The sequence below is a fragment of the Chitinophaga sedimenti genome, from assembly GCF_023156195.1.
Classification (GTDB): domain Bacteria; phylum Bacteroidota; class Bacteroidia; order Chitinophagales; family Chitinophagaceae; genus Chitinophaga; species Chitinophaga sedimenti.
The window spans coordinates 2,108,497-2,121,615 of the sequence record NZ_JAKUKA010000001.1 but is presented as its reverse complement, the minus strand read 5'-3'; the positions used below and the strand labels follow the sequence as shown (position 1 = coordinate 2,121,615).

At 52.5% G+C, this 13,119-nt stretch carries 10 protein-coding genes and 1 pseudogene; 7 read left to right on the top strand and 4 right to left on the bottom strand.

The annotated features are described in order from the left end of the window. The first annotated feature begins 56 nt into the window (after positions 1-56). The 7 genes and pseudogenes from MKQ70_RS12070 to MKQ70_RS12035 all read left to right on the top strand — a co-directional run bounded on the left by MKQ70_RS12070 (position 57) and on the right by MKQ70_RS12035 (position 9,614). Positions 57-2,141 carry a SusC/RagA family TonB-linked outer membrane protein gene (locus tag MKQ70_RS12070; protein WP_248071086.1) on the top strand — a complete coding sequence of 695 codons (2,085 nt, stop codon included), beginning with the start codon at positions 57-59 and terminating at the stop codon, positions 2,139-2,141. Positions 2,142-2,233: 92 nt separating this feature from the next. After that, complete coding sequence (locus MKQ70_RS12065; RefSeq protein ID WP_248071084.1) at positions 2,234-3,085, top strand: SusC/RagA family TonB-linked outer membrane protein; 852 nt, start codon at positions 2,234-2,236, stop codon at positions 3,083-3,085. Positions 3,086-3,102: 17 nt separating this feature from the next. Next, positions 3,103-4,806 carry a RagB/SusD family nutrient uptake outer membrane protein gene (locus MKQ70_RS12060; RefSeq protein ID WP_248071082.1) on the top strand — a complete coding sequence of 568 codons (1,704 nt, stop codon included), beginning with the start codon at positions 3,103-3,105 and terminating at the stop codon, positions 4,804-4,806. Positions 4,807-4,869: 63 nt separating this feature from the next. Beyond that, positions 4,870-6,362 (top strand): annotated as a pseudogene (locus MKQ70_RS12050) (glycoside hydrolase). Continuing rightward, entirely contained in the window at positions 6,359-8,167 is a 1,809-nt protein-coding gene (locus tag MKQ70_RS12045; RefSeq protein WP_248071069.1) for a glycoside hydrolase family 35 protein, read from the top strand. The pseudogene MKQ70_RS12050 and the gene MKQ70_RS12045 overlap by 4 nt, the downstream one beginning before the upstream one ends. Before the next feature lie 167 nt (positions 8,168-8,334). Then, a complete protein-coding gene (locus tag MKQ70_RS12040) occupies positions 8,335-9,198 on the top strand; it encodes a TCR/Tet family MFS transporter (protein WP_248071062.1) in 864 nt (287 codons plus the stop codon). Between the two features lie 29 nt (positions 9,199-9,227). Then, on the top strand, positions 9,228-9,614 hold the full coding sequence (locus MKQ70_RS12035; protein WP_308199002.1) for an MFS transporter: 387 nt from the start codon (positions 9,228-9,230) through the stop codon (positions 9,612-9,614). Between the two features lie 36 nt (positions 9,615-9,650). On the opposite strand, the gene MKQ70_RS12030 is transcribed toward MKQ70_RS12035, so the two are convergent. The 4 genes from MKQ70_RS12030 to MKQ70_RS12015 form a co-directional block, all read right to left on the bottom strand. Beyond that, a complete protein-coding gene (locus tag MKQ70_RS12030; RefSeq protein ID WP_248071052.1) occupies positions 9,651-9,926 on the bottom strand; it encodes a hypothetical protein in 276 nt (91 codons plus the stop codon). A gap of 570 nt (positions 9,927-10,496) precedes the next feature. Continuing rightward, positions 10,497-11,036: an alpha-L-arabinofuranosidase C-terminal domain-containing protein gene (locus MKQ70_RS12025; RefSeq protein WP_248071050.1), complete on the bottom strand. Its 540-nt coding sequence runs from the start codon at positions 11,034-11,036 to the stop codon at positions 10,497-10,499. Next, the gene (locus MKQ70_RS12020) at positions 11,012-11,950 is read right to left on the bottom strand and encodes an alpha-L-arabinofuranosidase family protein (RefSeq protein ID WP_248071048.1); all 939 of its coding nucleotides are present in this window, start codon (positions 11,948-11,950) and stop codon (positions 11,012-11,014) included. Before MKQ70_RS12020 ends, MKQ70_RS12025 begins: the two co-directional genes overlap by 25 nt. Then, positions 11,929-12,831, bottom strand: coding sequence for a hypothetical protein (locus tag MKQ70_RS12015; RefSeq protein WP_248071046.1), 903 nt, complete (start codon positions 12,829-12,831; stop codon positions 11,929-11,931). The genes MKQ70_RS12020 and MKQ70_RS12015 overlap by 22 nt, the downstream gene beginning before the upstream one ends. Between the last annotated feature and the right edge of the window lie 288 nt (positions 12,832-13,119).

The window sequence follows — 13,119 nt, the reverse complement described above, 5'->3', positions numbered from 1 at the left end:
TACAAGCCTTTCGTGCGTGCACGAATTATCAACGGCTCCTGTTTCTTCCTTTATTTATGCTGATGTGTTCCCCTGTATGGGCCCAGCAGTCCGTTTCCGGTACTGTACGTTCCACAGAAGGACCATTACCCGGCGTTTCTGTGGGTGTAAAGGGCACATCTACCGGGGCACTGACGGACGCAAACGGTAAATTTACCCTGAATGCACCGGCTAATGCCACCCTCGTTTTCACTTATATCGGTTTCGTTACGCAGGAACTGCCTGCCACGGCCAACATGACCGTGACCATGGAAACGGAAGATGCCAAACTGAGCGAAGTGGTGGTGGTAGGTTATAACGCGCAGCGTAAAGCCACCCTCACTGGCTCCATTTCCCAGGTGAAGGGAGCCGATCTCGTGAAGAGCCCGGCTGCGAACGTGTCCAACTCCCTCGCGGGCCGCTTTTCCGGTATCGTGATCAACAACCGTGGCGGTGAGCCCGGGTATGATGGTTCCTCGTTTACGATCCGCGGTTTGGCTACGACCGGCAACAACGACGTGCTCATCGTGGTAGACGGTGTGCCGGGACAAGTGGGCGGCCTCGAAAGGCTGAACCCGAACGATATCGAAAGCGTATCTGTACTGAAAGACGCTTCGGCCGCTATTTACGGTAGCCGTGCGGCAAACGGTGTTATCCTCGTTACAACCAAAAGAGGCAAGACCGGTAAGCCCGTTATCAACGCCAGCTTTAACCGGGGCTTTTCTTCCCCGACCCGGCTGCCTAAGATGGCGGATGCCGCCACCTACGCAACAATTGCCAACGAAATTGCCTATTATAATAATAAGGCCGGCGGCATGAACCAGCAGTATACGGCAGAGGAAATCGCGAAATTTGGTGATGGCAGCGATCCGATCAACTATCCGAATACCGACTGGACCAAAGAAACGCTGAAGAAAACGGCCTTGCAGAACCAGGCAAATGTTTCGGTAGCGGGTGGTACTGATAATGTGCGGTATTACCTGTCGGCCGGCATGTTGTACCAGGACGGCCTGTACAAAGAAGGTGCAACCAAATACAAGCAATACAATTTCCGCTCGAACATCGACGCGAATATCACCAAGGATTTTAAAGTGAGCCTTTACCTCTCGGGTCGCCAGGAAGACCGCAAGTACCCGATTTCGGGTGCAGGCGATATCTTCCGCTCTATTTACAGGGCATACCCCACGATCCCGGCGCGTTACCCGAATGGCCTGCCTTCCAACGGTATCGAGGGCAGCAACCCGGTAATGATGGCGACCGACGCGGGTGGCATTAATAACAACCCGACGCAGGTATTCAATGGCATCTTAAAAGGCAGCTATAACATTGCAGCTGTAAAAGGGCTTTCGGTAGACGGATTTGCAGCATTCGATAAATCCTGGTCATTTGGTAAGGCATTTTCTACACCGTACTTGCTGTACGCTTACAACAAAACGACCACCAACTACGATTCCCGCATCGTGGGCGGCAACAACAATGCGGCCACCCTCAACGAAAACCAGCAGAACCTGGCGCAGGCCACTTACAATATTAAAATCAACTACCAGCGCGATTTTGGCGTACACCACCTGAATACGTTCATTGGTTACGAGCAAAGCAAGATTGCGCGCGAGAACTTTGCGGCGTCCCGCATCAATTACCTGAGCATCCTTACGCCGGAACTGTCGCAGGGCGGTACAGCTGCTACAGACCGTGATAACAGCGGCAGCAGCTACAACTTTACCCGCAAGAGTTACTTCGGCAAACTGGCCTACGACTATGATGAGAAATACCTCGCGGAAGTGCAGATGCGTATCGATGGCTCGTCTACCTTCCCCGACGGCAACCGGTATGGCTACTTCCCGTCTGCATCTGTAGGCTGGCGCATATCCAAGGAGAACTTCATGAAGGATGTTTCGTTCATCAACGACCTGAAACTGCGTGCGTCTTTCGGTACGTTGGGTAACGATAATGTGGGCCTGTTCCAGTATTTCACCAACTATTCTTTAAAGAACCAGTTCGTGGTGAATTCCAGCAACGGTCCGGTGATCGTTCCGGGCCTGGACCTTACCAAACTCGCGAATAGTCAGATTACCTGGGAAAAGCGCGTAAAACAGATATCGCTATTGAGGGCGCGCTGCTGAATGGCCTTAATTTCGAATTCATCTGGTTCAAACAACAACGTTCCGACATTCTTGCCACCCGTAATGCTTCTATTCCATTCGTATCCGGTATCGTGAATCCTTTTGGGGCCGATCCGCTGGTACCGAGCGAGAATATTGGTAAAGTAAGCAGCAAGGGTGTGGAGGCCACATTGGGTTATAACAAACGTATGGGCAAATTCAGCTACGGCGCAAGCGGTAACTTTACTTACGCAAAAAGCAATATCGAATTTATAGACGAAGCGCCCGGTGTATTGCCTTATCAGCGCCAGACCGGTAATCCGCTGAATACTTACCTGCTGTACCGAGCCATCGGTATTTATCGTACGCAGGAGGAGATCGATAAAACACCGCACCTGAACGGCGCGCAACCCGGTGACCTCATTTACGAGGACTACAACAAAGACGGACAGATTACCGCCGATGACCAGGTGCGCAGCCAGTATGGCAACATCCCGTTAATCACTTACGGCGCTATGTTGAACTTCGGCTATGGCGATTTTGACCTGTCGGCAGTATTTGCGGGACAGGCGAAAGTAAGCCAGTATGTGCTGCCGGAATCCGGAACGGTGGGCAACTTCTACAGCTCGTGGGCCGACAACCGCTGGAGCCCGACCAATACCAATGGCTCTTATCCAAGGGTAGATACACGCGCTTCTTCTTCCATTAATGGTGGTTTGTACAACAATACTTTCTGGCTGGACAATGCATCGTTCCTGCGTTTGAAAAACATTGAGCTTGGCTATACGCTGCCGGCATCTAAGCTGTCTTTGCTGCATATGCAATCCGCCCGCCTGTATGTAAACGCCTTTAACCTGTTCACCATCACGAAAGTGAAGGATTACGATCCGGAAGGCAACAGCGGCAGCGGTCAGTTTTATCCGCAGCAGAAGATTATTAACGTAGGCGTTAACGTGAGTTTCTAACCGAAAAAAGAAAAAAAATGAAAATCAGAACCTTAATATATTCCGCCTGCCTGCTGGCAACATCCACGCTCTATATGTCGTGTAACCGGGACTTCCCGGAGGTAAAGCCGACGGATAAATTTGAACAGAACATATTACTGTCCGATTCCCTCGTGTTTGAGGCGTATGTAGTGAACCGTTATATCGGCGCGCGTTTGCAGGACAAAGAAGGTGACGGTACCGACCCTGGCTTTGGTCGCGGGTTTGAGTACAGCATGTGGAGTTCCATAACAGATGAATCTATCTATAATAATGATGATAATACCTGGCTGATCCAGAAAGGACAGCTGGCCCCTGAAAACGTGGGCATGGCAGGCACGATCTGGCCACGCAGTTACCGCAGCATCCGCGAGGTGAACTTTGCACTGAATGGACTGGCGCAGCTGACGATCAGCGAACCGCACCGCCAGTGGCTGAAAGGCGAGCTGCAATTCATCCGCGCGTTCCGTTATCACGACCTGATCCGGAACTACGGCGGTGTGGTATTGATGGGCGACCGCGTGCTGGAGCTGAGCGATAACCTGCAGAATGACTCGCTGTTCACCCGCGCCACCTTAAAAGAAAGCATTGATTACACCGTAGCACAACTGGACCAGGCCGCAGCTTTGCTGCCCGCCACCAACGGCTCCAACTGGGCGCTAGGTCGCGCTACGAAAGGTGCGGCACTGGCCCTGAAGGCACGGTTGCTCTTGTACGGCGCAAGTCCGCTTTACAACACCAACACCTGGGCAGCTGCCGCAGACGCCGCACAGGCGGTGATTGGCCTGAACCAGTACAGCATTTTCCAGGGTGGTTATGATAAAATGTTCCCGGCCACTGAAGGCAACCCGGAAATCATTTTTGCCCGCCTGTATACCAGGAACGCGAACCATACGCACCTTGAAATTGCGAACGGGCCGAATGGTTACGGCGGCTGGGGCGGTAACCTGCCCTTGCAGAACCTGGTGGACGATTACGCCATGGCTGCTACCGGCAAACCCATTACTGATCCCACCTCCGGTTATAGCGCTGCCAATCCATATGTGGGCCGTGATCCGCGTTTTTATTATACTATTTTGTACAACGGTGCAAGCTATCGCGGTTCTACCGTGGAAACCTTTACGCCCGGTGGTAAAGACAGTAAGGATGGTACCGATAACTGGAATACTTCCAAAACCGGTTACTATTTGAAAAAGTTCATGAACGATGCATATCCGCTGCAAAACCCTTGGGGCAATGCGGGTTTCCAGCCCTGGATTTACATGCGTTATGCAGAGGTGCTGCTCAACTATGCAGAAGCGGCGAACGAGGCATATGGCCCGGACGTAGTGCCTGCAGGTGCCACCTTATCGGCCCGCGCGGCATTGAACCTGGTACGCGCCCGTACTGGTGTAAATATGCCGGCCATTGCCGCTGGTACCAGCCAGTCGCAGCTGCGCGATGCCGTGCGTTATGAAAGAAGGGTAGAACTGGCATTTGAAGAATTCCGCTTTTATGATGTAAGACGTTGGATGATCGCGGACGTAACGGAGAACAAGCCTGCCAACGGTATCACGATCAACAAAGTTGGTAATACCTTCACGTATACCACCAAAGTGGCGCTGGACGGCCGCAGCTTCCTGAAAAAACATTACTGGCTGCCTATTCCTCGTGCGGAAATACTGGCATCTTCCAATAAATTGAAACAGAACGAAGACTATTAATCGTTTTTGCATCCTGCCGTTGTGGTCGCGGCAGGATGTTTTTTCTAAATCCTTTATGCGGATATGATTCGGATCTTACTGGCTGCCTGCCTGTTACCCGGTTTTCTGCGGGCGCAGGCCCCGCTTAAGTTGTTGGTGAACGAAAAGAAAACTTACCAGGTGTTGCATGATTTTGGGGCATCGGATGCGTGGGCGTGCCAGTTTGCCGGGCTTTGGCCGGACGAGCAACGCAACCAGCTGGCCGATTGGCTTTTCAGCACCGATACGACTGCAAGTGGCCAGCCCAAAGGCATGGCCTGACGATGTGGCGTTTTAATCTTGGCGCCGGTAGCACCCAGCAGGGCCGCGAAAGCGGTATCCGAGATGAATGGCGGCGTGCGGAATCATTACTCGATTCAAACGGTACGTACAACTGGCGTCGACAGGCAGGACAGCAATGGTTCCTGCAGGCGGCGAAACGGCGCGGCGTGCCGTACTTCCCGGCTTTCTTTAACAGCCCGCCCGTACACCTGACTAAAAATCATAAGGCTTTTGCAGACAAAAGGCTGTGTAATATCGATAGCGCGCAGTACAACGCGATGGCGGTTTATGCAGTAGATGCCCTGGAGGGATTACATAAAACAACCGGGGTCAGTTTTGATTTTGTGGCGCCGGTCAATGAGCCGCAGTGGGACTGGAGTGATGGCGGACAGGAAGGCTCTCCATTCCTGAACCGGGAGATAAGCGGCCTGGTAAAAGCATTTGCAGCGCAGTTAAAGGCAAGACGCGTCAGCACAAAAATAATTGTACCGGAAGCCGGTCATATTAAGTATTTACTGGAGGATAGCGACAAACCCGGCCGTGGTAACCAGATCAACGATTTATTCACACCGGGAGCCAACTACATCGCCAATTTACCGCAGGTGGCAAAGGTGGCGGCGGCACACAGTTACTTCAGCACGGCGCCTTATGATAAAGGCGTAGCGCTGCGCGAGCAGGTGGCCGAGCGTGTGTCGGCTATAAAGGGACTGGCATTCTGGCAATCGGAATATTGCATCCTTGGTGATAACGAAGGTGAGATCAATGGCAGCCGGCGCGATACGGGTATCACGTCCGCATTGTACCTGGCACGCACGGTCCACACGGATTTGGTGGCGGGCAACGCTACTGCCTGGCAATGGTGGCTGGCCATCTCTCCCTATGACTATAAAGATGGCTTGATTTACATCGAGAAAAGCAAAACCGGCGGCTGGTTGCAGGACAGTAAAATGTTATGGGCCTTTGGCAACTACAGCCGTTTCGTTCGCCCCGGCATGCAGCGCGTGGAGGCCACTATCACAGGTGCGGGCGATAAGTTGTTAGTATCGGCCTGGAAAGATAAAAAAACGAAACAAACCGTAGCGGTGATCGTGAATCTGGAAAAGTCGGCCGCTACGATTGATGCCGGTACACGGGTAACCACCTACACGACCAGTGCCGGCCAGCGCCTCGCGAAAGCGGTAGTGAACGGGCCGGTGCAAATACAGCCCGAAAGTATTGTAACCCTCTTACTGGACAATTCTAAAATAGCAAGATGAAAAGATGGTTGATCGCTTTTGCGCTGCTGTGCTACCTTTCTGGCCAGGCGCAGCAAAAGCATACGTTCGCCTATGGCGATGAGCATTTTTTGCTGGATGGAAAACCCTTTCAGATGATTTCCGGAGAGATCCACTACCCCCGCGTGCCCCGGGAAGCCTGGCGGCAGCGCATGCAGATGGCCAAGGCCATGGGATTGAACACCATAGGTACCTACGTGTTCTGGAACGTACATGAACCGCAACAGGGCGTGTACGATTTTAAGGGCAATCATGATATCGCCGCTTTCGTAAAAATGGCGCAGGAAGAAGGGTTGTGGGTAACGCTGCGGCCAAGTCCATATGTATGTGCGGAGTGGGAATTTGGCGGATACCCTTACTGGCTGCAAAATCAGAAGGGATTAAAAGTGCGCAGTACCGAGGCGCAATACCTCGCCGCGTACCGGAAATACATACAGGAAGTAGGCAAACAACTGGCGCCATACCTGGTAACACATGGCGGTAATGTGGTGATGGTGCAGATCGAAAATGAATATGGTTCCTATGGTTCCGATAAGGAATACCTGCGCATCAACGAAAAGATGTTCCGCGACGCAGGTTTCGACGGACTGCTCTACACCTGCGATCCCGCGAAGGACGTAGCGAAGGGTTACCTGCCCGGTTTTCTGCCCGCGGTAAACGGATTGGATAGTCCGGAGCGGGTGAAAACGCTCGTGCGCGAATATCATCATGGAAAAGGTCCGTTTTTCGTGGCGGAGTGGTATCCTGCGTGGTTCGACTGGTGGGGCGAAAAGCATCACCGCGTGCCGGCGGAGAATTACACTGCCAGGCTCGATACATTGCTGGGCGCCGGTTTGTCGATAAACATGTATATGTTTCATGGCGGTACCACGCGTGGTTATATGAACGGCGCCAACTGTTATGACACCAGCTTTTACGAGCCGCAGATCAGTAGTTACGATTACGACGCGCCGCTTGACGAGGCAGGCAACGCCACGCCGAAATTCATGGCCTTCCGCCAGGTAATTGCGAAGCACCTGCCTGCGGGACAAAGGCTCCCGGAAGTACCGGCCGCCAAGCCCACCATGACATTGCCGGATATTCAATTTAAGAACACCGGATCGATGTTTTCTTTATTACCCGCGCCGCGCAACGCCGAACGCCCGATGACGTTCGAAGCATTGAAACAGCCTTACGGGTTTGTGCTCTACCGCACCAAAACGAAGGGCGGCCGCGAAGGGGTATTATCGATAAAGGAGCTGCGCGATTTCGGCATCGTATTCGTAAATGGCGAACGTGTGGGGGTGCTCGACAGAAGAAAGAAAGAAGACAGCCCGGCAGTGAAACTGCCCACGGGAGAAGTAAGGATCGACGTGCTGGTAGAGAACATGGGCCGCATCAACTTTGGCCCTAATCTGCTTAAAAATGAAAAGGGCATTACACAAAAAGTAACGTTCGCGGGACAGGAGCTGAAAGGCTGGCAGATGTACCCGCTGCCTTACACGGATCCTGGCAAAGCGTCCGCGAAGGCCGGCGGAAAGAACGCTCCCGCGCTGAAGCGCGCGACTTTTAATATCAATACTACTGCCGATACTTACCTTGATATGACCGACTGGGGCAAAGGTTGCGTGTGGGTGAACGGTCATCATCTGGGAAGATACTGGTCCATCGGGCCGCAGCAAAGCCTGTACGTGCCGGCGGAATGGCTGAAGAAGGGAACGAATGAAATTGTGGTGCTCGAATTGCTGAAGCCGGAACAGGAACTGCTGCGCAGTCGCACCACACCAATATTGGACGTACTGCAATAAACTGAGATCCATTCACTTTAAATACAATTCTAGTAGAAAAAAGACGGGAGAGGTATTTACTTCTCCCTTTTGCATTTTAACGGCGGAATCCGCCCCCATATTGTCATAATTACCCCTTCCTTTTCCTGTTTATTCGTTATAAGTTTGTTGCTTCAAAACTCACTTTTATGATAAAAAACAGGAGCGCTGCCCTGGGGTTCATCTTTGTTACACTGCTCATCGATGTGATGGGGTGGGGACTGATCATTCCGGTAATGGCCAACCTCATTTCCGAACTGACCGGTGTGCCCGTGAACGAGGCCAGCACTTATGGCGGATGGTTGTTGATGGCATTTGCAGGCATGCAATTCCTGTGCGCACCCATCATCGGTAACCTGAGCGACCGCTATGGACGCCGGCCGGTACTGTTGTTGTCGCTGTTGGGCTTCGGCATCGACTACGTCATCCTGGCCCTGGCGCCTAGTTACGCCTGGTTGTTCGTAGGTCGCATTATTGCAGGTTTTACCGGCGCCAGTTTTACGGCGGCCTCCGCGTATATCGCGGATATCAGCACAGATGAAATTTCCCGTGCGAAAAACTTCGGTATGATCGGCGCGGCTTTCGGTCTTGGCTTCGTATTAGGCCCGGCTTTGGGCGGATTGATCTCGAAACTGGGTATCCGTGCGCCATTTTATGCTGCGGCTGTTTTATGCGTGTTAAACTGTTTGTATGGTTATTTTGTCCTGCCCGAATCGCTGGATAAGGACAAGCGCCGCGCCTTTGAATGGAAACGTGCTAACCCGCTGGGAACGCTGGCCTTCCTAAGACAGCACCCCGAAATCGGCGGACTTGCATTCGCGTTCTTTCTGATCTATCTCGGCGGACAGTCTGTACAGGGGAACTGGAACTTTTACACGGAATACCGCTTTAAATGGAGCCCTGAAATAATAGGTTACTCGCTTACCGTAGTGGGCGTGCTGGTGGGCGCCGTGCAGGCTGGCCTTACCCGCGTGGTGAATCCAAGAATCGGTAATGAAAAAGCATTTATATAGGCCTGGGACTCTACACCGTAGGACTGGCGTTGTTTGGCATCGCCTCTCAAAGCTGGATGATGTTCGCTTTCCTCATCCCTTATTGCCTGGGAGGTATATGTGGCCCGGCTTTGCAGTCAGTGATCGCAGGACATGTAAAGCCAAACCAGCAGGGCGAATTGCAAGGTTCACTCACCAGCCTGATGAGTATTACTGCGGCCATTGGCCCGCCAATGATGAATGGCAGCTTTACGTACTTTACTTCTGCAAAAGCCCCGTTCCATTTCCCCGGCATCCACTTTATGATCGGCGCCGTTTGCATGCTGCTCAGCATCGTGATCGTCTGGAAAGTATTCAATAGAGAAAAGAAGGAGCATCCGGAATTAAAAGAAGTAATTGAAGGTGCAGGCACGGTAGGTGAGATGCCCATGCATTAACAAGAAAGCCGGGGCGTTTGCTCCGGCTTTCTTTATCTAAAAGAAATAATCCGTATACACCATGGCGTAACAGGTAACGACGTTATTGCGCACATGCCCGAATACGACGACGTTATCCCCGAAGGACCGCTGCTCGTAATCCCACTTCTCCTGCAAATAGAATTTATAGGCGCCACTTGTATTGGGTAGCGTGTCTTCATTAAACGATATCGCATTCACCGGCGCGTTCTTCAATTTAACAAGCGCACCATTGGGAAACTTGCGGGAGGTATCGGCCACGATGCCCACTTCGAGGTAACAGGTAGCGCCCACCACTTTCGCATTGGTACTGGTAATAGCCTGCAGGTAGTAAGGGGGCGTATCGATTCAAACGACGTTGTATCTGCCACCAGTGCTTCAAAAATGAGACTGTCGAGCTTCGGAATAGGTGCGAGGTTAGGCATTTGGATGGGCTCAAAACCATCGGCGTTGCGACGCTGACCGAGCTGGTCCACGTTATAGAGGTAATCTTCCGGGTTTTTTACCGGGTAGATGTAGATTGGTTCGCCTGCTCCGGGAGTTTCGCGCCTTGTCTCCTTACTACAGGCCAGGGCCGATAGCAGCAGGAAGAGCAAACAGGTTAATTTGGTCAGGTTATACATGGGTGGTATGGTTAGGGGCGGATTCGTATTAAAAACGACTGGTTGGGCACATAGGGACCATATCGGGGCGAGGTTTTTTTTTTTTAAAAGGAATCTTTTTAGCGGGGTTTATCGTATGTTTTGCGGCCTGCGATGGCGCCCCACCAGGTCCGGCCGTCGCAAACGTCGGTTGCAGCCCTTTGCTACGCAGGCAAATGTTAAAAATGAATGGTCGCGGGGAAATTGCCGCGACCATTTATTTTTATAATGTTTGAAGGCGTATCACGGTAAAAGAATAGGGTGGTAACGCCGTGTCAAATTGCTTGTTTGCAGTGATTTCCGACTGCTCCGGTTTCGCATTTTTATCGTCCGGTTTGCCCTGCAGTACCGTCTTCACAGCTTTACCCGATACGCTGATGTCCCCCAGGTCAACGTTGGTATTCACCGCTACCGGTAGCAGGTTTACCAGTTTCACTATCACGTCTTTCGATGGATCGTCCCGCACGATAGAAAACGCTACACGCTTCTTCACCGCATCCTGGTTGCTGCTGATGTCGATATCGCCGCCGAGGTAAGTAGTGCCGGCATGCTGACCGTACAACTGCTGTACATAGTAGCCCACAGTGGGCTTTACAGTACTGTTGTCAAAATAGATAAGGTCAGGGTGCCACTGTGTATGCCCTTCTTTAGCCAGCAGTGGCGCGTAGGAGGCCATGTGCACTACATCGCCGTTACGCTCCAGGGTGGTGAGATACAGGGCTTCTGCCAGTGCCGTTTCTATGTTACTGGGCCTTCCCGGCAAGTGCGCTGCATATTCACCCAGGTACACTTTTGATTTCGAACGGTCATAGCGGTCGTAATAATCTGGTTGTGGATGAACCAGCCCGGTGGCTGGTAGTAGTGTTCATCCACCATCGCCACCTTCAGGCTGTCTGCGAGTTTCCAGCCTTCAACATAATCTGTTCCTTCGGAGAAGGGACCCACCGTGCCGATGATCGTAATCTCCGGGTGATGTTTGCGCATGGCATTGATCATCATGGTATAACGTTGCGCGAAAACATCAGAGATCAGGTCTTCGTTACCAATACCAATATACTTTAGGTTAAACGGTTTCGGATGCCCCGCTGCCGCGCGTACTTTACCCCATTTGCTCGTTACCGGGCCGTTCGCATACTCCACGAGGTCCAGCATATCCTGGATGTAAGCGTCCATATCTTTCATCGGGATGCCGCCCTGCTGGCCGCCAAAAAGCGCCGGGTGGTTGCCGGAGTTCTGGCAGGGTACGCCGGCAGCGAGTACTGGTAAAGGTTCCGCGCCAATGTCTTCACAGTAACGGAAGTATTCGAAATAACCCAGTCCGGCCGATTGATGGTAACCCCAGAGGTTACGTTGTGGCACGCGGCTTTCGAGCGGACCCACGGTATTTTTCCATTGATAGATGTTGTGCAGTCCGTCGCCGTGCGCCACGCAACCGCCCGGGAAGCGTACGAAACGGGGGTGAATATCGGCAATCGTTTGTGCCAGATCGGCGCGAAGGCCGTTAGGCTGGTTCTTAAACGTTTGCTGTGGGAACAAAGAAACCATGTCCAGCTGTAAACGACCGGCCTGCAAGGGTTGCAGTTCCAGCCGCGCATCCGTGGCAGCCGCGGAGGCTGTTAATACGAGCTGGCTTTTCTTCCAGTTCGCGCCGGCATTTACCGTACCGCGCGCCAGCACCTGTCCCTGCTGTTCACCAGTTTCACAGCCAGTTTGCCGTTTCCTTTGGTAAATACTGAAAAATTATATTTCGCCCCCTTTCTCACCACGATGCCATCGAAGCCCGTATTTACCAGCCTGGCGCCGGTTTGCGCAGACTGCAGCACGGCGTAATGCGGGTTGTTGGCATGTATCGGTTGTAAACTGTCGATTTCAAATGTAGCGCCCTCGCCGCTCAGCGACCACGAATGGCGGCTGTTCCATTTGGGGTCGCGGTATTCCTTATCACTTAAAGCATATTCGAAATCGCGGTTCTGTACGAGTTCTGCGTACAGGCCGCCATCGGCTGCGTAGTTCAGGTCTTCAAAGAAAACCCCCGTCAATAACCTGCTGATAGGCACTGTTTTTCCCGGTTGCAGGCGGATGGTCGCCTTCAAAGGTTGCAGGCCTGCGAAGCGTTGCGCGTCCTGGCCGGTATGCTCGCCGTATTTGGCAGCTTTGTACTGGCCCAGGTCTACACTTTTGAGCAGCTTGTCCACTACCTCCCAGGCTACTTTGTGTTGCTGGCCGGTGGCTTTGCCGCCCGGCAGTTCCACCTGGATGCTTTGGTTGTTGTAATCATCGGCAGGCAGCGCCATTGCGGCGGCATATGTTTTCAGGTCGTTGCTGCCGGCCTGGTAGTATTGCCCGTTCCTGCTTTTATACAATACCTTAAATCCCCCGTCGTAACGTAAAACAGGTTGTTGCACATTATCGCCCTGTTCTACGGCATGATACGTCTGCCTGCCCCAGTATACCAGGTCGGGCGAAGAAGCGGCGGCAAATAGCTTTTCCCGCTCATTTAAAGCCCATACGGCATGCCATTGTCCATCGGGTGTTTGCAATACGTACGGGTCCAGCATGCGCTTTTCCGCGCCCCATCGGCCATAATCACTTTTTACAAAGGCATACTCGTTGCCGATGGGCTGCCAGGCTTTGCCATCGCGGCTCCAGGCGAAGTGAAGACCGTTATGGTTGTTGTTTTTCGTAGTAGCGTAGGAAAAAGGTAAACGGAGTCGGGCTCGTTATGCGCCTGCGTTGGCAGCGCGTGTAAGCCGGCTATACCTATCAGTAGAAATTTTTTTTTCATGTTGATGCGCTTAACAGTTCATGTGTAAACCCTGCGTTTCGCTGTAAGGCCCGTGTGCATC